At 68.3% G+C, this 22,390-nt stretch carries 23 protein-coding genes; 10 read left to right on the top strand and 13 right to left on the bottom strand.

Annotation, left to right across the window (positions count from 1 at the left end; all coding sequences use genetic code 11):
* Positions 1 to 76 precede the first annotated feature (76 nt).
* A complete protein-coding gene (pknB, locus tag EV651_RS08140) occupies positions 77 to 1,930 on the top strand; it encodes a Stk1 family PASTA domain-containing Ser/Thr kinase (protein ID WP_133783701.1) in 1,854 nt (617 codons plus the stop codon).
* Between the two features lie 58 nt (positions 1,931 to 1,988).
* Here pknB and EV651_RS08145 read toward each other — a convergent pair whose 3' ends face one another.
* On the bottom strand, positions 1,989 to 2,606 hold the full coding sequence (locus EV651_RS08145; RefSeq protein ID WP_133783703.1) for an aminodeoxychorismate/anthranilate synthase component II: 618 nt from the start codon (positions 2,604 to 2,606) through the stop codon (positions 1,989 to 1,991).
* Between the two features lie 8 nt (positions 2,607 to 2,614).
* A complete protein-coding gene (locus EV651_RS08150) occupies positions 2,615 to 3,385 on the bottom strand; it encodes a DUF881 domain-containing protein (protein ID WP_133783705.1) in 771 nt (256 codons plus the stop codon).
* Between the two features lie 102 nt (positions 3,386 to 3,487).
* On the opposite strand from EV651_RS08150, the gene EV651_RS08155 reads away from it, so the two are divergent.
* Positions 3,488 to 3,748: a cell division protein CrgA gene (locus tag EV651_RS08155; protein ID WP_133783707.1), complete on the top strand. Its 261-nt coding sequence runs from the start codon at positions 3,488 to 3,490 to the stop codon at positions 3,746 to 3,748.
* A 150-nt stretch (positions 3,749 to 3,898) separates the two neighbouring features.
* On the opposite strand, the gene EV651_RS08160 is transcribed toward EV651_RS08155, so the two are convergent.
* Complete coding sequence (locus EV651_RS08160) at positions 3,899 to 4,372, bottom strand: Lrp/AsnC family transcriptional regulator (RefSeq protein WP_370352291.1); 474 nt, start codon at positions 4,370 to 4,372, stop codon at positions 3,899 to 3,901.
* 54 nt (positions 4,373 to 4,426) lie between these two features.
* Between EV651_RS08160 and EV651_RS08165 the strand changes: the two genes are divergently transcribed.
* The 5 genes from EV651_RS08165 (at position 4,427) to EV651_RS08185 (ending at position 8,219) form a co-directional block, all read left to right on the top strand.
* Positions 4,427 to 5,044, top strand: coding sequence for a hypothetical protein (locus tag EV651_RS08165; protein WP_133783710.1), 618 nt, complete (start codon positions 4,427 to 4,429; stop codon positions 5,042 to 5,044).
* Between the two features lie 48 nt (positions 5,045 to 5,092).
* Positions 5,093 to 5,701 (top strand): hypothetical protein, encoded by a 609-nt coding sequence (locus EV651_RS08170; protein WP_133783712.1) that lies wholly within the window; start codon positions 5,093 to 5,095, stop codon positions 5,699 to 5,701.
* Between the two features lie 117 nt (positions 5,702 to 5,818).
* Positions 5,819 to 6,343, top strand: a complete 525-nt coding sequence (locus tag EV651_RS08175) for an EXLDI protein (protein ID WP_133783714.1) — start codon at positions 5,819 to 5,821, stop codon at positions 6,341 to 6,343.
* A gap of 134 nt (positions 6,344 to 6,477) precedes the next feature.
* A complete protein-coding gene (locus tag EV651_RS08180) occupies positions 6,478 to 7,422 on the top strand; it encodes an ATP-binding cassette domain-containing protein (RefSeq protein WP_133783716.1) in 945 nt (314 codons plus the stop codon).
* On the top strand, positions 7,419 to 8,219 hold the full coding sequence (locus EV651_RS08185) for an ABC transporter permease (RefSeq protein WP_133783718.1): 801 nt from the start codon (positions 7,419 to 7,421) through the stop codon (positions 8,217 to 8,219). The genes EV651_RS08180 and EV651_RS08185 overlap by 4 nt, the downstream gene beginning before the upstream one ends.
* 62 nt (positions 8,220 to 8,281) lie before the next feature.
* Here the strand turns inward: EV651_RS08185 and EV651_RS08190 are convergent, their stop codons facing one another.
* The 3 genes from EV651_RS08190 to EV651_RS08200 all read right to left on the bottom strand — a co-directional run bounded on the left by EV651_RS08190 (position 8,282) and on the right by EV651_RS08200 (position 11,261).
* Positions 8,282 to 8,962 (bottom strand): pyridoxamine 5'-phosphate oxidase family protein, encoded by a 681-nt coding sequence (locus EV651_RS08190; protein WP_133783720.1) that lies wholly within the window; start codon positions 8,960 to 8,962, stop codon positions 8,282 to 8,284.
* A gap of 53 nt (positions 8,963 to 9,015) precedes the next feature.
* Positions 9,016 to 10,236, bottom strand: a complete 1,221-nt coding sequence (locus EV651_RS08195) for an NAD(P)/FAD-dependent oxidoreductase (protein WP_133783722.1) — start codon at positions 10,234 to 10,236, stop codon at positions 9,016 to 9,018.
* 80 nt (positions 10,237 to 10,316) lie between these two features.
* Positions 10,317 to 11,261, bottom strand: a complete 945-nt coding sequence (locus EV651_RS08200; RefSeq protein WP_133783724.1) for an RNA polymerase sigma-70 factor — start codon at positions 11,259 to 11,261, stop codon at positions 10,317 to 10,319.
* Between the two features lie 18 nt (positions 11,262 to 11,279).
* Between EV651_RS08200 and EV651_RS08205 the strand changes: the two genes are divergently transcribed.
* Positions 11,280 to 12,644, top strand: a complete 1,365-nt coding sequence (locus EV651_RS08205; RefSeq protein ID WP_133783726.1) for a PLP-dependent aminotransferase family protein — start codon at positions 11,280 to 11,282, stop codon at positions 12,642 to 12,644.
* A gap of 255 nt (positions 12,645 to 12,899) precedes the next feature.
* Here EV651_RS08205 and EV651_RS08215 read toward each other — a convergent pair whose 3' ends face one another.
* From EV651_RS08215 to EV651_RS08235, 5 genes are all read right to left on the bottom strand, one after another.
* A complete protein-coding gene (locus EV651_RS08215) occupies positions 12,900 to 13,274 on the bottom strand; it encodes a helix-turn-helix domain-containing protein (protein ID WP_166658536.1) in 375 nt (124 codons plus the stop codon).
* Positions 13,271 to 13,675 (bottom strand): hypothetical protein, encoded by a 405-nt coding sequence (locus tag EV651_RS08220; RefSeq protein ID WP_133783728.1) that lies wholly within the window; start codon positions 13,673 to 13,675, stop codon positions 13,271 to 13,273. Before EV651_RS08220 ends, EV651_RS08215 begins: the two co-directional genes overlap by 4 nt.
* A 269-nt stretch (positions 13,676 to 13,944) precedes the next feature.
* Positions 13,945 to 14,835: a glycoside hydrolase family 43 protein gene (locus tag EV651_RS08225; RefSeq protein ID WP_133783730.1), complete on the bottom strand. Its 891-nt coding sequence runs from the start codon at positions 14,833 to 14,835 to the stop codon at positions 13,945 to 13,947.
* Positions 14,836 to 17,046, bottom strand: coding sequence for a family 43 glycosylhydrolase (locus EV651_RS08230; RefSeq protein ID WP_238156741.1), 2,211 nt, complete (start codon positions 17,044 to 17,046; stop codon positions 14,836 to 14,838).
* A 19-nt stretch (positions 17,047 to 17,065) separates the two neighbouring features.
* The gene (locus EV651_RS08235) at positions 17,066 to 18,571 is read right to left on the bottom strand and encodes an alpha-N-arabinofuranosidase (RefSeq protein ID WP_133783732.1); all 1,506 of its coding nucleotides are present in this window, start codon (positions 18,569 to 18,571) and stop codon (positions 17,066 to 17,068) included.
* Between the two features lie 267 nt (positions 18,572 to 18,838).
* On the opposite strand from EV651_RS08235, the gene EV651_RS08245 reads away from it, so the two are divergent.
* Positions 18,839 to 19,837: a LacI family DNA-binding transcriptional regulator gene (locus EV651_RS08245; RefSeq protein ID WP_133783734.1), complete on the top strand. Its 999-nt coding sequence runs from the start codon at positions 18,839 to 18,841 to the stop codon at positions 19,835 to 19,837.
* Here EV651_RS08245 and EV651_RS08250 read toward each other — a convergent pair.
* On the bottom strand, positions 19,834 to 20,976 hold the full coding sequence (locus tag EV651_RS08250) for an NAD(P)/FAD-dependent oxidoreductase (protein WP_133783736.1): 1,143 nt from the start codon (positions 20,974 to 20,976) through the stop codon (positions 19,834 to 19,836). The genes EV651_RS08245 and EV651_RS08250 overlap by 4 nt on opposite strands.
* A gap of 86 nt (positions 20,977 to 21,062) precedes the next feature.
* On the opposite strand from EV651_RS08250, the gene EV651_RS08255 reads away from it, so the two are divergent.
* Positions 21,063 to 21,629 (top strand): TetR family transcriptional regulator, encoded by a 567-nt coding sequence (locus EV651_RS08255; RefSeq protein WP_133783738.1) that lies wholly within the window; start codon positions 21,063 to 21,065, stop codon positions 21,627 to 21,629.
* Here the strand turns inward: EV651_RS08255 and EV651_RS08260 are convergent.
* Positions 21,590 to 22,378: a sugar phosphate isomerase/epimerase gene (locus tag EV651_RS08260; protein ID WP_133783740.1), complete on the bottom strand. Its 789-nt coding sequence runs from the start codon at positions 22,376 to 22,378 to the stop codon at positions 21,590 to 21,592. The two genes, EV651_RS08255 and EV651_RS08260, sit on opposite strands and share 40 nt — an antisense overlap.
* Between the last annotated feature and the right edge of the window lie 12 nt (positions 22,379 to 22,390).

The following is a 22,390-nucleotide window of genomic DNA, read 5'->3' on the forward strand; positions in this document are numbered from 1 at the left end:
ACGGGGATCCGCGTGTGGCGGCCGCTACCGTGGGCAAGTTGACTGATTTACCGCAGACAGGTTGGAAGGCTGAGTCATGACATCGCAGGCACGTCTCGTCGGCGGCCGGTACGAAGAAGGCGAACCGCTCGGCCGCGGCGGCATGGCGGAGGTCCGCAAGGGCCTCGACAACCGGCTCGGCCGGAGCGTCGCGATCAAGCGGCTGCGCGTCGACCTCGCGAGTGACGCCACCTTCCAGGCGCGGTTCCGGCGCGAGGCCCAGTCGGCCGCGTCGCTGAACCACCCGACGATCGTGTCGGTGTACGACACCGGCGAGGAGCCGGACCCGAACGGCTCCGGCGTCACCATCCCGTACATCGTGATGGAGCTGGTGACCGGCAAGACGCTGCGGGACCTGATCCGCGAGGGCCGCAAGATCATGCCGGAGCGGGCGCTGGAGATCACCTCCGGTGTGCTCGAGGCGCTCGACTACAGCCACCGGGCCGGCATCGTGCACCGCGACATCAAGCCCGGGAACGTGATGCTGACCCCGCAGGGCCAGGTCAAGGTGATGGACTTCGGTATCGCCCGTGCGGTCGCCGACACGTCCTCCACGATGACCCAGACCGCGGCCGTGATCGGCACCGCGCAGTACCTGTCCCCGGAGCAGGCCCGCGGCGAGACCGTGGACGCCCGCTCCGACCTGTACTCGACCGGCTGCCTGCTGTACGAGCTGCTCACCGGCCGCCCGCCGTTCGTCGGTGAGTCGCCGGTGTCGGTGGCCTACCAGCACGTCCGGGAGCAGCCGCTGCCGCCTTCCTCGTTCGACCCGGACATCCCGCCGGAGGTCGACGCGGTCGTCCTGAAGGCGCTGGCGAAGAGCCGCGAGGAGCGGTACCAGAGCGCGTCCGAGATGCGCGCCGACATCCACCGGGTGCTGGCCGGCCAACAGGTGACGGCGCCGATGGCGGCGGTCGCCGAGACCCGATCGATGGCACCGACAGCGGTGGCGGCGGCCGCGACCCAGCAGTACCAGCAGACCTCGGCGAACGACCTGCTCCCGCCGGGCGGCGACGACCTGGACGAGGCGCAGGACGCCCGGTCCCGCCGCAACCGCGGCCTGGCCTACTTCCTGCTCGGCCTCGCGATCGTCGCGATCGCGGTCGGCGCGTACGCGCTGTTCTCGAACCTGAACAAGGACACCACCGCCGGCGGCGGGGCGACCAACACCCCGGTGGCGAAGGTTGCCGTGCCGGACGTCAGCGGCAAGTCGGTGGCCGACGCGACCGCGTTGCTCGCCGCCAAGGGCCTGAAATTCGCGCAGGGACCGTCCGAGACCAGCGACACGGTCGGCCGCGGCTCCGCGATCCGGCAGACCCCGCCGGCGGGGACCGAGGCCGAGCAGGGCTCGACGGTCACCGTGGTGTTCTCGTCCGGCCGGACGGCGTTCCCGGTGCCGAACGTGATCGGCATGTCGGAGTCGAAGGCACGCTCGACGCTCGAGAACTCGTCCGGGCAGTTCAAGGTCAAGGACCAGTCGGTCGAGCAGGAGAGCGATCAGAAGAAGGGTGTGGTCCTCGCTGTCAACCCGGACCCGAACGGCAAGTACGCGCAGGGCACCGAGTTCACGCTGACCGTCTCGTCAGGCAAGCAGGAGATCGAGGTCCCGAACGTCGTCACGGTTCCGGTCGACGACGCGACCAAGCAACTGAAGGACCTCGGCTTCCAGGTCGGCTACAAATACGGCAACGACCCGAACTCACCCGACCAGACCGTGCTCGAGCAGAGCGTCCCGGGCGGCACCAAGAAGCCGAAGGGCACCACGATCACGCTGACGGTCAACAACCCCCAGCAGCCGACGAAGACGCCTCCGTCGAGCACTCCGACCGAGTCGGAGACACCACCGCCTTCGACACCGACGAGCCCCGCCATCACGATCCCCGGCGGCTGAGACGACAGAACCCCCGGAGCGCGTCAGTCACGCTCCGGGGGTTCTTCAGTTCTCCGGACTAACTGACGACCGGGGCCAGGCCGGCGGAGCGGGCGACCGCGTCCGGGTCGCCGCAGATCTCGAGCCAGTTGGCGAGCATCCGGTGGCCGCCCTCGGTCAGCACCGACTCCGGGTGGAACTGCACGCCCTCGACCGGCAAGTCACGGTGCCGGGCCGCCATGATCACGCCGGCCTCGGTCCGCGCGGTCACCTGCAGCTCGTCCGGCACGCTGTCCTGCGCGATCGCCAGCGAGTGGTACCGGGTCGCGGTGAACGGCGACGGGAGCCCGGACAGTACGCCGGCGCCGTCGTGGAACACCTGGCTGGTCTTGCCGTGCAGCAGCTCGTCCGCGCGGCCGACGACCCCGCCGTACGCGACGCCGATCGCCTGCAGGCCGAGGCACACACCGAAGATCGGGACCTCACGGCCCTTCTCCTTCACGATGTCGACGCAGGCACCGGCCTCTTCCGGCGTACCCGGACCGGGCGAGAGCAGCACGCCGTCGTACTCCGCCGCCTGGTCAGGGGTGACCTCGTCGTTGCGCAGCACGGTGGTGTCGGCCTGCAGTTGCTGCAGGTACTGCACCAGGTTGTAGACGAAGGAGTCGTAGTTGTCGACGACAAGGATCCGCGGCATGCGGTCCATTATCGCCCGCTGGCGGTCGGGCTTGTCGAGGGAGTCCGCGGGAACCCGGGGACCGTCGCGCTCTGTAGGTCCAGGGTGCCCTCGTAGGCCGGCATCGAGATCGACGACTCGTTCTTCACGTCGTACCCGAGCTGGAACTTGACCACGTAGTCCTGCAGGTTCTCGATGTACTGCGAGTCGTCAAGCGCCTGCTGCAACTTCCGCCGGTCCCCGATCGCGGTGATCTTGTACGGCGGGAGGTACGGAACGCCGTGCAGTACGACGGAGTTGCCGACGCACTTGATCCCGGTGGTGGAGATGACCCGGTGGTTCTGGATCGAGATCGCGTCGGCGCCGCCGGCCCAGAGCGCGTTCACCACCGCCTGGATGTCCTGCTGGTGGATCACCAGCCAGTCGGCGTCGACGTCCGGGTTGTCCTTGACGACCTCGGACGGCGCGTCCTTCAGCGTCACGGTCAGCCCCGGCCCGGTGACCGGGGTGGTGCCGACGGCGTCGGACAGGTCCTTGAGCTGCTTGGCCAGCGCCGGGTCGATCGAGCCCTGCTGCTCCTGGAGCTTCTCGATGTCCTGGGTCAGGGCCGCGTGCTGCCGGACCAGGCTGGCGCTGCGCCGACTCTGTTCCTCCACGAGGCCCGCGAGCGTAGTGTTACGGCTGGGCCGGAGGTCGGTGCCCCGGGCGTTGGTGGCGCTGGTGGCGAACAGCAGACCGGCGCACAGCAGCGCCAGCGGCGCGACCGCACGCCACAGCGAAATCCGCCTCAACCTACGCACCCGTGATCTCCATATTGCTCTCTGCACTACGCTAACCCGGACCGGACCCCTACCAGGTCCTCGCGGTCAGCTTATGCGTCCGTCCTTACAAGGAGTTCAGTCGTGCCCGAGTCGAGCAGTCGCCCCAAGAAGAAGACCGAGAAGGTCAAGGCCGAGAAGACCCCGAAGAAGCCACGTACCACCAGTCGCGTGTGGGTCGCGCCGCTGATGCTGGCGTGCTGGCTGCTCGGACTCGCCTGGCTGGTCGTCTTCTACGTGGCCGGCCAGGACATCCCGGTGATGAAGGACCTCAACAACTGGAACCTCCTGATCGGCATGGGCCTGATCGCAGTCGGCTTCGTCGTCTCCACCCAGTGGGTCTGACCGAGAGTTATCCACACTCGTATCCCCAGTTGTGCACACCGATTCCGTGGAGTTATCCCCAGGTTCAGTGATACTTCTCCACTGAATGTGGTCAAAACCGGCTCAAATCTGTGGATAACTCAGGTTTGAGTCGACCAGTTTCCACATCGTTCACGTCGGCAGCGGCCGGTTGTCCACGACCTTCTTCATCACGATGGTGGACGTCAGCCGCTGCACCCCCGGCAGTCGCGCCAGCCGCTCGTCGCGCAGTTTCTGGAACGCGGCAATGTCTGCGGTCACCACTCTGACGAAATAGTCCGGCTCCCCGAACAGCCGCTCGGCCTGCACCACCTCGGCAATCCCGGCGAGCCCCGCCTCGAACCCGGCGACCGATTCCTCCCGGTCCATCGTCACCGCCAGCAGCACCTCGAACCCGTGCCCGACGGCAGCCCCGTCGACGACCGCGCGGTACCCACGGATCACCCCGGCTCGCTCGAGCTCCCGCAACCGCCGATGACACGGCGCAGCACTTAACCCGACCCGCTGCGCGAGTTCGGTGACGGTCAGCCGGCCGTCTTCCTGGAGCACGGCAAGGATATTGCGATCAATGGCATCCACAAGAAAGATCTTATCTCCAAAGGCCACTGAGCGGCATGAAGTCGCACGAATCAGTCGGCGATTCGGCAGTAATCTTGCGCCATGCTCGCCCTGCTGCCCGTCATCGCCGCCGCGTTCGGCATCCCGCAGTACCTTCCGCAGCTCCTCAAGCTGCGCCGCACCGGCGACACGGCCGGCGTCTCCTGGTCCTGGGCGACGCTGACGAGCATCAACAACGCGGCGTGGTTCGGCTACTTCATGGCCTCGGGCTACTGGACCGCGAGCCTGCCCTCCACCGCGGCGGCGTCGCTCGCCGGCACCCTCTCGGTGATGCTCGTACGCCGTGGTGCGCTGAACACACGCGCCGTCGGGTGGATCGCCGGGTGGGCGGGGCTGCTCGTGGTCGGCGCGATCGTCGGCGGCCGGATCGGACTTGGCAGCCTGCTCGCCGCCGCCTCGATCGTCCAGGTGACGCCTTCGCTGTGGACGGCGTACCGGACCGCGCACCCGACCGGGATCTCGGCGGGCACCTGGGCGTTGGTCCTCGGCGAGCTGTCCTGCTGGCTCGTTTTCGGCCTGTGGAACGCCGACGTACGCCTGACTACCCTCGGCGCGACCGGTGTGCTCGCGAGTCTGCTGATGCTCGCCCGGGCTCGGGCTACCAGCTGCCGGCGGGTTGTCGCGGCTGATGCCGTCGACGGCGGGAATGGGCGGGCGTAACGTCGAAATCGCCAATGAACGATCCGCGAGACCAGGGAGGGCTCTCAGATGTTCGTTCAGGTCATTCAGGGGCAGGTCACCGATGCCGAGCAGGCTCACACGGCGATGGATCGGTGGATGGAAGAACTGGCGCCCGGGGCGTCCGGCTGGCTGGGGACCACCGCCGGTGTCACCGCGGACGGCAAGTTCATCGCGCTGGCTCGTTTCGACTCCGCCGACGCCGCGCGGCGGAACAGCGAGAGCCCGGCACAGGACAAGTGGTGGCACGAGTTCTCGTCGCTGCTCAGCGACGGAGCCACCTTCCACGACACGGAGGACGTGGTGATCGACACCCATGGCGACCCGGACGCCGCTGGATTCGTCCAGGTGATGCAGGGCGCCGGCAGCAACCCGGAGCGCGCACGGGAGCTGATGGGTCAGCACCGCGACGAATGGGCCGAGTTCCGGCCCGAGGTCCTCGGGAGTGAGGTCGCCATGTACGACGACGGCGACTACACGATGGCGATGTACTTCACCTCCGAGGCCGAGGCCCGCGAAGGCGAGCAGAAAGAGGTGCCATCGGAACTGAAGGCGGAAATGGACGAGATGAACAGTCTCTCCTCCGGACCGCCGATGTTCTACGACATCGAGCACCCCTGGCTGTACTCACCCAAGTAGACAGCCACCCGAGGCGGCCGCGACGGATCCCGTCGCGGCCGTCTCCTTCTACGTAGGGACATACGTAGACATCTGCGCACCCGTGTGCGTATAGTTCTACGTAGGAGGAGACAAACGATGCCGAACAAGACGATCTACGTGTCCGACGACGACCTGCCGCTGTACAAGCGGGCCGGGGAGCTGGCCGGGAACCTGTCCTCTGCGATCTCGATCGCACTGCGCAAGTACGTCGAGCTGGAGGAAGGCCGGTTCGAGGGGTACGAGGAGATCACCGTGCGGGTGGGCCGGGGCACCGGCCGCAAGCAACGGTTCTCCGGCGTACTGCTCGCTGAAGGCGGCCGGTCGAGCAGTACCGGGTACGAGGCCTTCAAGGTCTACCGCAGCCGCACCGGCAAGTTCGTCCTGCACGCGGACCGCCGCAACCAGTTCAAGCAGAACGCCGACGACGAGCGCTTCCTCACCGGGTGGCGTTCCTGGGTCGGCAACTGGAGCAGCGACCAGTCCTGGAGCATGGCGCAGGGCGAGGCCACCCTGCATGTCGTGGACACGGTCGACGAGCTCCGCGAACTGATCCCCGAGGACCTCTATCAACTCGTCGAGGAGGCCGCCGATCAGCCGGCGGTCGAGGATCTCGACATCTAACTGAACCCACACCACCACCGGACGCCGGCAGCCGGCCGTCCGGTCGGTGGGGCACGCCCAAATCCTCCTCCAGCAGACCCGTCAACCACCCCGGGTCAGGTTCACCCTGCCCGAAATCACCCCAAGGATCCCTCATGTCAGCAGCGATCGACGTCCGTGGACTGCGCAAGTCCTACGGCGAGAAACTCGTGCTCGACGGCATCGACCTGAACGTTGCCGAAGGCACCATCTTTTCCCTGCTCGGCCCGAACGGCGCCGGCAAGACCACCGCGGTGCAGATCCTGTCCACCCTGGTCGCCGCCGACGCCGGCGAGATCCGGGTGGCCGGCCACGACCTGCATCAGTCGCCGGAAGCGGTCCGTGCCGCGATCGGCGTCACCGGTCAGTTCTCCGCGGTCGACGGCCTGATGACCGGGCGCGAGAACCTCATCCTGATGGCCGATCTGCACCACCTCGGCAAGCAGGAGGCCCGTCGCCGCGCGGACGAGCTGCTCGAACAGTTCGACCTGGCCGACGCCGGGAAGAAGCTCGCGTCGACGTACTCCGGCGGTATGAAGCGCCGGCTCGACCTCGCCATGACGCTGGTCGGCCGCCCGCAGATCATCTTCCTGGACGAGCCGACGACCGGTCTGGACCCGCGCAGCCGGCACCGCATGTGGACATTGATCCGCGAACTGGTTGCCGGCGGCGTCACGGTCCTGCTCACCACGCAGTACCTGGAGGAGGCCGATCAGCTCGCCGACCGGATCGCCGTCCTCGACCACGGGCGACTGGTCGCCCAAGGTACGGCGGAAGAACTCAAGCGGCTCGCGCCGGGTGGGCACATCCGCCTGCGCTTCACGTCGCCGGAGGAGTTCACGCTTGCCGGTCAGGTGTTGCCGACCGCCGTACCCAATCCCGAAGCACTGGTCCTGCAGGTGCCGAACGACGGCAGCGTGCACGCGCTGCGCGATCTGCTGGCCCGGATCGACGACGCCTCGCTCGAGGTCGACGAACTCACTGTCCACACCCCCGACCTGGACGACGTGTTCTTCGCCGTCACCGGTCAGCCCACGTCCGAAGAGGTGGCCGCACGATGAGCACTACCGCAACAATCCGCCCGATGGCCGACATCGGCACCATGCTGCGCCGCAACCTGCGGCACGCCCAGCGGTACCCGGGCCTGTCGCTCGGCGCCCTCGGGATGCCGGTGATCATGATCCTGCTGTTCGGTCTGGTCTTCGGCGACACGTTCTCGGCCGGGCTCGGCGGGGGCGCAGGAGGCTTCGACTACATCGACTTCCTGACCCCGGGCATCCTGCTGATGTCGATCGCGTCCGGGACGATGTCGCCCGCGGTCGCCGTGTGTATGGACATGTCCGAGGGCATCGTGGCCAGGTTCCGCACGATGGCGATCTTCCGGCCGGCCGTGCTCACCGGGCACGTGCTGGGAAACGTGCTCGTGACGATCGTCAGCCTCGCCCTGGTGGTCGGCTTCGCGATCCTGATCGGGTTCCGCCCGAACGCGTCGATCGGGGACTGGCTGCTGGCGGCGGTGTTGCTGATCGGATTGACCATCGGCCTGACCTGGTTCGCGATCGCACTAGGGCTGACCAGTAAGACGCCGGAAGGCGCGAGCAACGTCGTACTGCCGATCAGCCTGTTGCTGCCGTTCCTGAGCAACACGTTCATCCCGCTGGAGGCGATGCCGGGCGGCATCCGCTGGTTCGCCGAGTACCAGCCGTTCACCCCGATCATCGACAGCCTGCGCCATCTGCTGCTGGGGACGCCGATGGACTCCAGCAGCGGCTGGCTCGCCGCCGCCTGGTGCGTGGCGATCGCGGTGGTCGGGTACTTCTGGGCCCAGTCCAGCTACAACAAGGGGACCGTGGCCTAGGGGGTGGCTGATGGTTCCGTGCCGAGTGCCCCGCAGTAGGCGCGGGACCGTCAGCCACCCCCTCAGGACGGTGCGCCCAGGACGTTCGCGCGGCTGCGGATGTGGGCGGGGACCAACAGGTCGCAGTCGGGGTTGTTCTCCGGTTCGCCGGCGACGACTTGGAGGGGGATCACGCCTGTCCAGTAGGGCAGGTCGAGGTCCTCCTCGTCGTCGTTGGCGGGCCCGGAGCGAGTCTTCACCGAGGCCTCGGTGAGGGAGAGCGCCAGCACCGAGGTCTTCGCCAGTTCCTTGCGGTTCGGTGGGCGGACAGCGGTCGACCGGCCGGGGACGAGGTGGTCGACGATCCGGTTCAGAGCGTGCAGTTTCTCGTCCGGGTCGGTGACCAGCCGCGGTACGCCGAAGATCACCGCGGACCGGTAGTTCACCGAGTGGTGGAACGCGGACCGGGCCAGCACCAGACCGTCGGTATGCGTGACAGTGACGCACACGGTCTGCTGCGGGGCAGCGACCACGCTCCGAGCCGCGACCGACCCGTGCAGGTACAGCTCCCCGTCCGGTCCGCGGTCAAGGTCCACGCCGTACGCGGTCGGCAGCACGAGCGGATCGCCGTCGACCACTACGCCGAGGTGGCAGAACATGCCGTCGAGCAGTACGTCGTACAGCACCTGCCGCTCGGTGGCGGCACGTTCCTTCGAGCGACGCAACGAGGTCCGGGCGGTCGGCTGCAACGGCGTAGTGGTCATGTAACTAGGTTCGATTCTGAGTGGACTGGCTGCACGGGCCATTCCGGCTCGAATCAGCTAGTCCATTCGTGCAGCGGGACGGCCTGGTTGATCACGTGGCGGCGCCGAGTCGGCAGGCCCATGGTCGGGTTCTCCGTGCCCCACGCGGCGCCCTTGCAGATCAGCTCCTTGTAGACGGCTGCCACCCGGCCCGTCAGGGTCGCGTTGACGGCGCGGTCGTCGGTGGTGACGTACTGGATCAGCCCGTCCTTGCGCCCCAGCGAGATGCACTGGTTGAAGTAGAACAGCGGCGCGTGCCCGAGCTTGCCGCCGGTCAACCGGGCTGCGATGGAGTCGGCGGCCTGCCACGCCATCGGCTGCCCCGAGGCGCACGACATCCGCAGCGGCTTGTTCTTCGAGCCCATCGCGTACGCCGCGTCGCCGACGGCGTACACGTCCGGGTGCGAGACGGACCGCATGGTCTCGTCGACCACGATCCGGCCGGTGTCGCTGACCTTCAGCGACGTCGCCTCCACGATCGGGTGTACGGCGAACCCGGCCGTCCACACCGTGACCGCGGCCGGGATCGTTCCACCGTCTGCCGTCGTCAGCTGATCCGCGTCGACCCTCGTCACCGCCGCGTTCTCGTGCACAGTGATGCCCAGCCGGTCGACGACCTTCCGGAGGTGCCGGCGTCCCTTGGGGGACAGCCAATCGCCCAGCTCTCCGCGGACGGCGAACGCCACGTCGAGATCCGGCCGCGACTCGGCGAGCTCGGTCACGAACTCGACGCCCGTGAGGCCTCCGCCGACAACCGTCACGGTCTGGCCGGCAGTCAGTGACGCCAGGCGCTCACGCAGCCGAAGTGCACCGGGACGACTCGCGATCTCGTAGGCGTGCTCCGCGACACCCGGAACGCCCTGCGGGTTCCAGCGGCTGCCGAGCGCGTACACGAGCGTGTCGTACTCCAGCTCTTCGGAGTCCATCTCTCCGGAGTCCATCTCTCCGGAGTCCATCTCTTCGGGGTCCAGCGCGACCGTCTTGCGGTCGACGTCCACCCCGGTGACCTTCGCGAACTTCAGCTCGACGCCTGTCCCGGCGAACATTTGCTCGAACGGACGGAACTTGAGGTCCCGGCCGGTGGCTACCTGGTGCATCCGGACCCGCTCCACGAAGTCGGTCTCGGCGTTCACGAGCGTGACGCTGACCTCGTCGCGGTACAGCCGGGCGGCGAGACGGCCGGCGGCGACGGCTCCGGAGTACCCGGCGCCGAGAACTACGATGCGGTGCTTCATATTCGTACTCCCGTCTGATTCGGTCACCCCTTGAACCGGGCAGGCGGGCGTTTCATGACAGGTCTGCGATGTGAAGCAGCTCACAGGATGGTCGTCAGCGGTTCCCCGTGATCGGAGGCGGCGAACAGTTCGGTCGCACGCGCCAGCTTGTCCGGGTTCGCCTGGGTGCGGACGGCGGTCACACCGTCGGCGGTGACCTCGAGGCAGATGACACCGATGACCTCGCCGTTCACGACCACCACGAGAGCGGGCTCGCTGTTGACCGTCCAGGCGTAGACATCCGCCGGACCGCCGACGTACATGCGCTTCGCTTCGGTCGGCCTGAACAGACCGCGCAGGAAGCGGGCGACCGCGAGCGCGCCTTCGACCGCGGTGGTCCGGGCCGGGACCTTGCCGCCACCGTCGCCGATCGAGACGGCGTCGGCGGTGAGCAGCCGCACGATCGAGTCGGTCTGGCCGCTGGTCGCGGCGGCCAGGAACTCGTCGACGATCCGCCGGGCCACGGCCTCGTCGACCTCGGTACGCGCCCGGCCGTCCGCGAGGTGCTGCTTGGCCCGGCGGAAGGTCTGCTGACTGGCGGACTCGCTGATCTCGAGGATCTCGGCGATCTCCCGGTGCGCGTAGTCGAACGCCTCCCGCAGTACGTAGACCGCCCGCTCGTTCGGCGCCAGGCGCTCCATCAGCGTGAGTACGGCGTACGACACCGACTCGCGCTGCTCCACGGTGTCCGCCGGGCCGAGCATCGGGTCGCCGTCGAGCAGCGGCTCTGGCAGCCATTGGCCGACGTACGTCTCCCGCCGCGCGCGTGCGGAGGCGAGCTGGTTGAGGCAGAGATTGGTGAGCACCTTCGTCAGCCACGCCTCGGGGACCTCGATGCGGGTGGTGTCGCTGGCCTGCCAGCGCAGGAACGTCTCCTGTACGGCGTCCTCCGCCTCGCTCGCCGAACCGAGCATCCGGTACGCGATCGCCTCCAGCCGACCTCTGGACCGCTCGAAACGAGACACGTCCTCCGCGGTCATGGTCATGCTGCGATCCTAGTTGGCGTGCAGAGTTCGCTGCCGCTGACGATCGACCGGGCCGCCGGACTGCCGTTGCACCTGCAGCTCGCGGAACAGTTCCGTGCGGCGGTGCTGGACGGGCGGCTCCATGCCGGTCATCGGCTGCCGTCCACGCGCGATCTCGCGCGGGAGCTCGGGGTCTCGCGGTCCGTGACGCAGGCGGCGTACGACCAGTTGCATGCCGAGGGCTGGATCGAGGGGCGCACCGGCGCCGGCACCTTCGTCACGGACGTCGTCCCGCTGCAACCCGCCGTACGACGACGCCCACAACACCGGCCCGGTGCCGACGCGAAACTCCTCACGCTGCGCCCCGGTATTCCGTACATCGCCCCGACGCCTGATCCGGGCTGGCGGCGAGCGTGGCGTGAGGTGTCCACCCAGTCACCGCCGCGCGGGTACGACGACGCGGCCGGGCTTCCCGCGCTGCGCGCCGCTCTGGCGGACCACGTCGCCCGGGTCCGCGGAATCGCCTGCGGACCGGAGAACGTGCTCGTCACCAACGGCACCGTCCACGGACTGCGGCTGCTGCTCACGGTCACGCGGCAGCCCGGCGACCGGATCGCGATCGAGGACCCCGGCTATCTGAACGCGGTCGTCGCCGCGCGCGACCACCGGCTCGAGATCGTCGACGTCCCGGTCGACGAGGACGGCCTGCAGGTCGACGCCCTCACCGAGGCTGCCGCCGTCTACGTCACGCCGTCGCACCAGTACCCGCTCGGCGGCCGGTTGCCCGTTGCCCGACGCAACGAACTGGTCCGCTGGGCGCGCCGCACCGGGAGCCTGCTGATCGAGGACGACTACGACAGCGAGTTCCGGTACGACGTCGCGCCGCTGCCCGCCCTCGCGCAACTGGATCTGGAGCGGGTCGTCCATCTCGGGACACTGTCGAAGACGCTGAGTCCAGCACTCCGCCTGGGCTGGCTGGTGGCGTCCGAGGCGATGGTGGATCGGCTCGCCGCGTTCCGGGCCGACTCCGGCGACTGGCCCGGCTGGCCGATGCAGGCCGCCATGCTCGCCATGCTCCGCGACGGCTACCTCGACCAGGCCGTTCGCCGCGGGCGCCGGATGTACGCGGACCGTCGTACCCACACGTGCGCAGTACTGTCGCCGTACGGTCAGATCGTCGGCCAGGACGCGGGCCTGCACATCACGCTCTTGCTTCCCGACGACGCGGACGATCTGCGCATCGCGGCCGCGGCCCGCGAGGCCGGCGTCGTAGTAGCACCACTGTCCGAGTACCGCCGCACCGTGCCGGGCCCCCCAGGCCTCGTAATCGGCTACGCAACTCCGTCAACACCCGACCTGCACCGCGCCCTGACAACCCTGACCGAAATCCTCACTCACCGCTGAGCGGGTCGTAGAAGTCGACCGGACCCCAGCGGAAGTGCCGGATCGACGAAGGTGCCGTTGACCTTGCCGAGGTTGTTGATCACCGTTGGCGTGACCAACGGCGTACAGATAGCCGCTCTTGGTGTCCTTGTCGATGCCCAGCAGGAGCGTGCCGTAGTTGCCGCACTTGTTGGCGATCAGGGTCTCGAAGCCCCAGTGGCCGTATGCGCACCGGCGGCGGTAACCGACCCGGCCTCGAACCGGAAAGGTTCTGGATTATGCCGAGCGCGGTGCGCGGAACTGGTCGAGGTCCAACTCGACCTCCATGCCGTTGAGGACTGCAACGATGCGTGGATGTTCCGCCCCGGTCGCGTGGAGATAGTCCGCGAGGGTGGACAGCAGCATGTCGTTGCGCCGCTCCAGCCGCGACACGACTGCTTGGCCGACTCCGAGCTTCTCCGCCACCTCCACCTGAGTCAGATCACCAGCCCGGCGAATCATCGCGAGATTCTCTGCGTAGACTCGATCCAGCTCACGGGCCTCGGCCTCGACTTCGGCGACGCCGGCAGCGATGTCCGGACGCGCCAGCAAGTCATCGAGGCGCTTGTTCCCGCGCACGAACGTCGTACGGTCGGACTCGTTGCCAGTCATGAGCGTCCCCTCATCGCTTCTCGTTTCCACTGGTCGATGAGACCGTCGGCCCGAGCGCCGACGGAGTTGTAGAACACGTCACCGATACGCGCTTTGTCACCGGCGAACAAGGCGACGACAACGGTCTCGGAGTCCGGCGGAAACCAACAGATGAGCCGGACGGCGACACCCGGCCGGTACGGGTGCGAGACGCGCCAGAGCAGATGCCGCCTCGACTGCCGGACCCACCGGAGGCTCGCGCTTTCTTGGTCGCGGGTGGGTGGCTCCTTGAGTTCCTGCAGACGTTTGAGTGCAGCGGTGACGAGGATGAGGATCTGCTTCGCATGCCCGTCTCCTTTCTCGACTCGCTCTTCAAGGTCGTCGAGCCAAGCACCGAAGTCAGCTGGCCAGTCGATGTGCACGGCGCAACTATGATACCAGAGACATATGACTCACAAATCATATCGGCAGTGCCTGGCTGCCACAATCGGCGTTCTTGAACCGTTATGTTGGTGCGGATGCACTCGCCGCGCCGGCCACAGCGGAGAACTGTGCCGTTGGCGTACAGCAGGTACGACGAGTCGCCCACCACCCCCACCCGGTGCGGTCCACGCCGCCGGTGTCCGGCTCGGACTCGAACGTGGAGCTCAGGCGCACCTGGCCTCTTTGATGCGGGGCGGAGCGAGATGGGTCAGGGGTCCAGGGGGTTGTGTGTCAGGGGTGGTTGGACGATTGGGGTGTCGGCGTTCCAGGTCAGGTGGGAGAGCCACATGGTGCGGCCCTTGGGGTCGGTGCCGACCTGTGTGGGGTCCCAGGCGTGGTAGACGAACCAGTCGCCGAGGACCATGTTGTGGCCGGGCCCGGCTGCGTCGGGGCTTGACTTCAGGATGGGATCGCCGGTCTTCACGCAGGGACCGATCGGCGACTCGCACAGTGCATGGCCGACGGCGTACGTCGCCTTGTCGAACGCGTTGCCGGAGTAGAACAGATGGAACTTCCCGTTCCGCTCGACCATGTACGGCGCCTCGACCAGGTCGCCCTCCCACGGCAGGTCCTGCTTGATCAGCCGATGCACCGGACCGGTCAGCGTGAGACCGTCCGCGGACAGCTCGGACACGTAGATCCAGGTGTCGACGCCGATCGCGTTGCCGTCGTTCTTCCAGTACAGCCAGCGCCCGCCGGTCGAGTCCTGGAACGGCGACGCGTCGATCGAGCCGCCCTCCTCGGCCTGACTGATCAGCGGCTTCATCGATTTGTCGACATATGGACCTGTGGGGGTGGACGCCACCGCGACGCCGACGGCCTGCCGATCCGCCGCGGTGTCCCGCGACGTGTAATACATGACGTACCGGTCGGGCGCGTGCGCCGCGATCTCCGGCGCCCACACCCGTCCGGGAGCGGTCCAATCCGGCAACGACGGCAGCGCGTCACCCACCGCCTCCCACGACACGAGGTCGCGGGAGGTCAGCGTCTGCACGTTGCCCAGCGGCCCGTTGGTCGCGAAGGCGTAGTAGTCGTTGCCGACCGCAATGATCTGCGGATCGGCGAAGCTGCCGTCGTACACCGGATTGGAGAATCCCATTTATCTGCTCTCGTAGAACTTCAGGTAGTCGAAGGTGGCGACCGGCGGTGGGTTCGCGCCGGTGAACTCGCCGTGTGCGTAGAGACCAATGCGAGCCGCTCTCGGCAGCACCCACGACGCGCCCCAGGTCCAGTTCTTCCCGTCCACCGAGGTACCGGCGCGGTAGACGTGCTCACCGGCAGCGTTCTGGTGGTACGCGAGCCGCATCCACAACGTCGGCGCCGAGCGCCCGATCGCGGCCGCGCCGTACGACGTCGCGCCGTCCGACGGCCGTGCCACGAGCTCCCGCCCGTACTCCGTCTGGCGGGTCTTCCAGATCGCCACACTGCCGAGCCGGGCGAAGTCGCTGTCGTTCAGGTACGCGATCATGCCGGCCTGCTGGTAGTTGCGGACATCTCCCTCCCCGGTGTCGAGGTGGAGCTTGGTCTCCGCGATCCAGCTGTTCCCGGCAGGCGTCGCGTGCAGCAGCAACCCGGCGTTGTTGGACGATCCGGTCATGTCGGCGTTCTCCAGCGGCCACGACAACTTGCCGTCGGCAACAGTCGCCTTGTCGTCCTGACGGACCCACGACCAGTCCGCACCGAGCGGACCGTCGAAGTCGTCGCCGGACAGCAGGTCACCGGTCCGCGGTACGTCGGCCAACTTCGTCACTGGCCGCGCTACCGGGCGGACAGTCAGGTTGTCCACCTCCGCCGAGCCGAGCCACCGCACCGGGGCCGAGCTGAGTTTGAGCCCGGGCACCTCCAGCCGTGCCTCCGCATAGAGATCTCCGAGGCCGGCGTCGTTGAGTCGTGCTGTCACGGTGGATCCGGAGACCTGCACGGACAGGTTGTTCCACTGGGTGCGGTCGAAGTCGGGCGGCAGGCTCGCCGACGTCGTACGGCGACCGACCGTGAGCGTCACCCGATTGTTCGCGACAGTCGCCACGACCTGGTTGCCGAGGACCGTGGTGAAGGAGGTGCCGAGTCGGGCATCCGCCTCTACTCGGAGCGAACCAGCAGGTGCAGCTGCTCGGGTTTGGGCGGCGCCGTTGATGGTCGCGGTCGGTCCGCCGAGCGAGTCGCCCGGTTGTCTGGTGGCGCCTTGGATGCCCGACGCCGGGTCGGTGGAGTCGATGCCGAGGGACGAGCCGGTGGTCGGCGCAGGGACCGGGCCCTCGGACGGGCCGAGGCCGGCGCGCGTGCGGGGCCAGCCGTTGATCCAGTCGATGTTGTCGATCAGCATCGGCCGCCGGTTGATCCCGAACGGATCGGTCAGCCACGGCGTACCGCGGTCGATCGCGTGGTAGACGATGTGGTCCTGTCCGGCCGCGTCGGTGATGAACGCGTGGTGGCCGGGGCCGATCCACTTGTTGCCGTTCTGCGTGATGACCGTCGTACCGCCGACCCGGGAGTCGGTGAGCGCGGCGCCGTCGGCGTCGACGAACGGGCCGCGGGGGGAGCGGGAGCGTCCGGCGAACACGGAGTATCCGGTGGTCGGCCCGGCGCAGCAGTTCATCGACGAGCCCATGAAGTAGTACCAGCCGTCGCGGTAGACGACGTACGAGCCCTCGTAGCGGTCGCCGATCGTGATCTGTGTCGGCTCACCGACCGCGTGCATGCCGTCGGCGCTCAGCTCGGTGACGGAGATGCCGCCGTAGAAGCCGCCGTAGTACAGGTACCGTTTGCCGTCCGCGGCGGTGAGCATCGCCGGGTCGATGGTGCCGAAGAAGCCGCCGTTGCCGTCCGGCTTCGGGGCGACGACAGGCCCGTCGGTCGCGGTCCACGGTCCCGCTGGAGTCGGGGCGGTGGCCACGCCGATTGCGGGGTCGCCACCGGGGTTGGCCACGGTGTCGGTGACGGTGAAGTACATGACGTAATGACCGTCGAAGTACCTGATGTCCGGCGCCCAGAAGAACGAGCCGGGCGCGGCCCAGGCCGGCTTGGTCTGGTCGTTGAAGACCGTGCCGAGGTACTCCCAGGAGCTGAAGTCCTTGGTCCGGGCCATGTGCATCAGGCCGAACGGGCCTCCTCCCACCAGTGGATCGGAGGTGGCGTACGCGTACCAGTAGCCGTCGCGGCCCTGGATGATCGACGGGTCGGCGAAGGTGTCGGCGAAGCTGGAGCTGATCGCGTTGGTCGTTGTCACCGGTGGTGCGGCAGTCGCAGCCGAGGTGCCGGCTGCGACGGCAGCCACAGTCAGGACTGCGGCGAGTAGTCGTTTCGAAGGCACGGGCGGGTCCCCTCTCGAATCAACTGCTGAGTTGGATCACGTGCCACGATGCGGGCGGCAGCATGGCACGGCAGACACCGTCGACGACCTCGGTGGTGTCGACGGCCCGGGGCTGGACCCGGTCCGGATCGTCCGCCGTGTTCACGGCGGAGCGGTCCTCGTCATAGAGAGCCAGGTGCCGGATCACACTTCCGGTCACCGGGATTTCCAGGTCGATCTTGTCGGTCTCGCTCCGGTTCACCACGAAGATCGCGGTCTCCCCGGTGTTCTCGTCGTACGTCGCTGTGCTCCAGAGAGCCGGGATGCGGCCGAAGGCCGAGGTGTCGAGCTCCGGGCCTCCGGTGATCGCGGTCCGCAGCACGGTCGGGCCGGCGTACTGCGCGGTCAGGGCGAACGGGTAGAAGATCGTCTGCCGCCACGCGCGCCCACCGGGCTCGGTGCGGATCGGGCCGATCACGTTCACCAGTTGCGCGAGGCAAGCGATCTTCACCCGGTCGGCGTGCCGGAGCAACGTGATCAGCAGGCTGCCGACGACCACCGCGTCGTCGACGGTGTAGGTGTCCTCGATCAGTGGGCCGACCTCGCGGATCGGCAGGCCGAGCTCGCCGGGGAAGTGCTGCTGGTACCAGACGTTCCACTCGTCGAAGGACAGCGTCAGCTCCTTGTCGCTGCGTTTGAGCGCCTTCACGTGGTCGGCGGTCGCGACCACCGCGGAGATCATCCGGTCCATCTCCTCGGCGGCGGCCAGGAAACTCGCCTGGTCGCCGTCGCGCGGCTCGTAGTACGCGTGCAGGCTGATGTGGTCGACCAGGTCGTAGGTGCGCTCCAGGACGACGCGTTCCCAGTCGCCGAACGTCGGCATCCCGGCGTTGCTCGATCCGCAGGCGACCAGTTCGAGGCCGGGATCGACGCGCCGCATCGCGTTCGCGGTCTCCTCGGCGAGCCGCGCGTACTCCTCGGCGGTCTTGTGGCCGATCTGCCAGGGGCCGTCCATTTCGTTGCCCAGGCACCAGATCCGGATGTCGTGCGGCTCCGGGCTGCCGTTCGCGACCCGGCGGTCGCCCAGCGCGGTGCCCGCCGGGAGGTTGCAGTACTCGAGCAGGTCGACGGCCTCGCGGATTCCACGGGTGCCGAGATTGACCGCCCAGATGGGTTGTACGCCGGCCTTGCGCGACCAGGCGACGAACTCGTCGGTGCCGAACTGGTTCGGCTCGATCGCCCGCCAGGCCAGGTCGAGCCGCCGCGGCCGCTCGTCCTTCGGCCCGACGCCGTCCTCCCAGTCGTAGTTCGAGACGAAGTTGCCGCCCGGGTAACGGATCGCGGTCACGCCGAGCTCGCGGACCAGCGCGAGCACGTCCTGCCGGAACCCGTCCGCGTCGGCGGTGGGATGCCCCGGCTCGTAGATCCCGGTGTAGACGCAGCGCCCCATGTGCTCGACGAACGAGCCGAACACCCGCCGGTCCAGCGCCCCGACCACGAACGCCGGATCCACCACTAGGCGCGCCACCAGGTCGTGTCTGCTCATCACACGCCGTCGCGAGCAGGTGCTCGGTGCGGTGAATCGGCGTGCGGGGGCGAAGGTCTCGATGCGGAGCATCGTGGCCTTTGCACCCGTGCGGCGAGGTGCCGTGCCGAGTGCCGCGCAGTAGGCGTGTGATGAGCAGACACGACCTCGACCTCCCGGGGACCGGTTACAACGTTTACCGTGGATGTCTACAACGATTGACAATCGGTGTAAAGAGCTGAGCAATGGCACACTCGGGCGACGGGACGGTGACAGGAGGGTGCTCCGATGGCGACCAGGCTGAGCGACGTGGCCGCGCGGGCCGGTGTGTCGGTGAAGACCGTCTCGAACGTGATCAACGACTACCCGCACATCACCGCGCGCACCCGGGCCAAGGTCGAGGCCGCGATCGCCGCCCTGGACTACAAGCCGAACGTCAGCGCCCGGTCGCTGCGCAAGGGCCGCTCGGACTTCATCGCGCTGGCCATCCCGGAGATGGGTTCGCCGTACTTCGCCGAACTCGGAGCGGAGATCAGCCGGGCCGCGAAGCGTCGCGGGATCACCGTGCTGATCGACCAGACCGAGGGCGAGTCCGCCGCCGAGCGATTCGTCCTGGACGGCATGCGCGGACAGCTGATCGACGGCATCATCTTCTCCCCGCTGGCCACGGCCCCGGCCAAGCTCACCTCGGCGGACACCGGGAAGCCGCTGGTCCTGCTCGGTGAACGGCCGGCCGGCGGTCAGTTCGACCGCGTCGCGGTCGACTCGGTGCAGGCGTCGTACGACGCAACCACCCACCTGATCTCACTGGGCCGGCACCGGATCGCAGCGATCGGCGTCGGCGGGACGAGCACTGGCGCGGTCCGGCGGAAGGGGTACCGCAAGGCGCTCAAGGCTGCCGGGATATCGCACGACGCCACGCTGGAGCTGGCCGCGTCGGGGTACCACCGACTCGACGGAGCCATGGCAATGCGGGAACTGCTGGCGCTGCCCGAGCCGCCGGACGCGGTGTTCTGTTTCAACGACCTGCTCGCTCTGGGCGCTCTGCGGGCGCTGGCCGAGGCGGGCCTGCGGGTGCCGCAGGACGTGGCCGTGGTGGGCTTCGACGACATCGAGGACGGCCGGTACCACTCGCCGTCACTGACCACGATCTCGCAGGACACGGAATGGCTGGCCGACAACGCGGTCGCCCTACTCCTCGACCGCATCGCCGGGAACGGTGGGTCCACCCACCGCGACCTCACCGTCCCGTACACGTTGCAGATCCGCGAGTCGACCGGGGGTTAACGCTCCGGGAAGCCGGCCAACTGCTTGGCGAGGCCGTTCTGGGTCTTGCTCACTCGACCGACCAGGCTGAGTACGGCGTTGCGCACCGGGCGGATCGCGCGCGGGACGTTCGCGAGGCGGGTCAGGCGGTGTGCCAGGCCGATCACCCGGACCGCCTCCGCACGGCTGTTCGCGGCGTAGGCGTCGAGGCCCGACTCGTCGCCTGCCAGGGCGGTCGACAGGGCGTCTGCCAGGGTGACCGCGTCGCGCAGGCCGAGGTTCATGCCCTGGCCGCCGGCCGGACTGTGCGTGTGGGCGGCGTCGCCGGCCAGGAGCACGCGACCCGCACGGTAGGCGTCGGCGACCCGCTCGTGGATCCGGAACCGCGAACCCCAGACCACCTCGGTGACCTTCGGGTGCGCCTTGCGCGGACCACGATCGGCCAGCAACCGCTGCGCGTAGGCGAGATCGGGATGCTCCGGCGCGTCGTGCATCTCGGCGACGAGCCGGAAGCTTCCGTCCGGCAGCGGCGCCACGACGAGCAGTCCGGCAGAGGCGAAGTACAGCGCGACCTCGTCGACCGGCAGGCCACTGTCGACGCGGACGTCGACCAGGCTGCACGAGATCTGCAGGGTGTTGCCCGGCATCCGCAGGCCGGCGAGTTCGCGGATCGTGCTGTTCATGCCGTCGGCTGCCACGACGTACTGCGCCTTGATCACGTCGCCGCTGTCGAGCGTGACCTCGGCACCGTCGGCGGTCTGGGTCAGGCCGGTCGCGGCGTACGGACGGAGCACCGAGCCGCCGAGCTCCTCGAGCCGTTCGAGCAACACCTGCTCGGTGACCGGCTGGGGGATCATCGTGACGAACGGGTAGGCGGTCGGCAGGTCCGCGAAGCCGACCGGGATCAGCTTGCGGTCGCCGGCGCGGATCGCGAAGTCCTCGAGCTCCAGGCCGAGGTCGACGAGCCGCTTGGTGACGCCGAGCTGCTCCAGCACCTCCAGCGTCCGCGGGTGGATCACGCAGGCCCGCGAGGTGTTCGCACCCTCGGCCTGCTGATCGACGACCACGACGTCATGTCCGTGCAGCCGGAGCCCGACCGCCACGGCGAGCCCGACCGGACCGGCACCGACCACCACGATTTCTGCCTGCTGGGGAATCATCGTCGCTCCTTTTATCAACACCTGTTGACTTTCACGCTAGGCCCAGGGATAGCAAAAGTCAACAGGTGTTGGCATATGCTGTGGGCATGGCGGAGAAGAAGTCCGATCGGACCAGGGCGGCGATCCTCGCGGCGGCCCGCGAGCGGTTCGGCGCGGACGGGTACGAGCGGGCGACGATCCGGGCGATCGCGGCCGACGCGGCCATCGACCCGGCGATGGTGATGCGGTACTACGGCAGCAAGGAGAAGCTGTTCGCGGCGGCAGCCGAGTTCGACATCCGGTTGCCGGACTTCGGCGACATATCGCTGGAATCGCTGGGGGAGGCACTCGCGCGGCACTTCCTGGAGCGGTGGGAGGCCGACGATTCATTGCGGGTGCTGCTGCGGACCGCGGTCACCAACGAGGTCGCGGTCGAGCGCATGCGCTCGATCTTCGCGGCGCAGCTCGCTCCCACGCTGCGGGTACAGGCAGTCGATCAACCCGACGTACGGGCAGGTCTGGTCGCGAGTCAGGTGCTCGGCTTCGCGCTCTGCCGGTACATCCTCGGCTTCCCGCCGATCGCGACGATGCCCGACGACGAGGTGGTCGCCTGGCTCGGGCCTACGTTGGCCCGCTACTTGACCTCGCCGGCTCCGACGCTCAACCAGGCGTGAACGGCCGGCAGGGTCTCCGCCAATGACGGGAGCTGCGGATGCCACTTGAGCTCCCACTCGAGGGAGAGCGGGTAATCGGTGCCGTCGAGAACCGTCAGCAGCTCGCCGATCGGGAAGTCGCCGGCGTCGATCGCGACGGGGCGGTAGTCCTGCTGTGAGTCGGCCTGCTTGAACTGGACCAACTCGAGCCACGGCCGCAGCAGGGCGAACGACTCGGCCAGGGCCTCGCCGTGCGACCAGGTGTGCGACGTGTCCCAGAGAGCCTTCACGTTGTGGCCGGGGACGTCGGTGTCGAGCAGCGCACAGAACGCGGCGACCTGCCGGGCCGTCGAGTGCGAGTCGTGCGTCTCCAGCAGGATCGGGACGTCCTTCGGTGCGGTCGTCACCCGGTCAAGCGCGCGGATCTCACCGGCGCTCGGGCCGTCCGGCGTACCCTCACCGGGATCGTCCCCGGGGAACACGCGGACACCTCGGGCGCCGAGGTCCGCGGCGAGTTCGAGGTGTTCCTCGAGCGGCTGCTCCTCGACCGCGCAGAGCTTCACGTAGCTGCTGACCGCGAAGATCTCCAGGCCGGCGTCCTCGATCCGGGTCCGCAGCTCACGGCGCTGCGTCGCCGACAGACCCGTGTTCGTGAACTCGTCCGGCGCGGCCCGGAGCTCCAGGCCGGCGAAGTTGTTGCCCTGGGCAAGCGCCAGGACGTCGTCGAGTGCGGCTCCGGGACAACCGAGGGTGGCGAAACCTAAACGCATACTGCTATCTGA

Origin of the sequence: Kribbella sp. VKM Ac-2571 (assembly GCF_004362255.1) — a bacterium.
In the GTDB taxonomy this organism is placed as follows: domain Bacteria; phylum Actinomycetota; class Actinomycetes; order Propionibacteriales; family Kribbellaceae; genus Kribbella; species Kribbella pratensis.

Coding starts and splice junctions, on each gene's coding strand:
- pknB (WP_133783701.1), top strand. CDS start 77: ATGACATCGCAGGCACGTCTCGTCGGCGGCCGGTACGAAGAAGGCGAA.
- EV651_RS08145 (WP_133783703.1), bottom strand. CDS start 2,606: ATGCCGCGGATCCTTGTCGTCGACAACTACGACTCCTTCGTCTACAAC.
- EV651_RS08165 (WP_133783710.1), top strand. CDS start 4,427: ATGCTCGCCCTGCTGCCCGTCATCGCCGCCGCGTTCGGCATCCCGCAG.
- EV651_RS08170 (WP_133783712.1), top strand. CDS start 5,093: ATGTTCGTTCAGGTCATTCAGGGGCAGGTCACCGATGCCGAGCAGGCT.
- EV651_RS08175 (WP_133783714.1), top strand. CDS start 5,819: ATGCCGAACAAGACGATCTACGTGTCCGACGACGACCTGCCGCTGTAC.
- EV651_RS08180 (WP_133783716.1), top strand. CDS start 6,478: ATGTCAGCAGCGATCGACGTCCGTGGACTGCGCAAGTCCTACGGCGAG.
- EV651_RS08185 (WP_133783718.1), top strand. CDS start 7,419: ATGAGCACTACCGCAACAATCCGCCCGATGGCCGACATCGGCACCATG.
- EV651_RS08190 (WP_133783720.1), bottom strand. CDS start 8,962: ATGACCACTACGCCGTTGCAGCCGACCGCCCGGACCTCGTTGCGTCGC.
- EV651_RS08195 (WP_133783722.1), bottom strand. CDS start 10,236: ATGAAGCACCGCATCGTAGTTCTCGGCGCCGGGTACTCCGGAGCCGTC.
- EV651_RS08200 (WP_133783724.1), bottom strand. CDS start 11,261: ATGACCATGACCGCGGAGGACGTGTCTCGTTTCGAGCGGTCCAGAGGT.
- EV651_RS08215 (WP_166658536.1), bottom strand. CDS start 13,274: ATGACTGGCAACGAGTCCGACCGTACGACGTTCGTGCGCGGGAACAAG.
- EV651_RS08225 (WP_133783730.1), bottom strand. CDS start 14,835: ATGGGATTCTCCAATCCGGTGTACGACGGCAGCTTCGCCGATCCGCAG.
- EV651_RS08235 (WP_133783732.1), bottom strand. CDS start 18,571: ATGAGCAGACACGACCTGGTGGCGCGCCTAGTGGTGGATCCGGCGTTC.
- EV651_RS08245 (WP_133783734.1), top strand. CDS start 18,839: ATGGCGACCAGGCTGAGCGACGTGGCCGCGCGGGCCGGTGTGTCGGTG.
- EV651_RS08250 (WP_133783736.1), bottom strand. CDS start 20,976: ATGATTCCCCAGCAGGCAGAAATCGTGGTGGTCGGTGCCGGTCCGGTC.
- EV651_RS08255 (WP_133783738.1), top strand. CDS start 21,063: ATGGCGGAGAAGAAGTCCGATCGGACCAGGGCGGCGATCCTCGCGGCG.
- EV651_RS08260 (WP_133783740.1), bottom strand. CDS start 22,378: ATGCGTTTAGGTTTCGCCACCCTCGGTTGTCCCGGAGCCGCACTCGAC.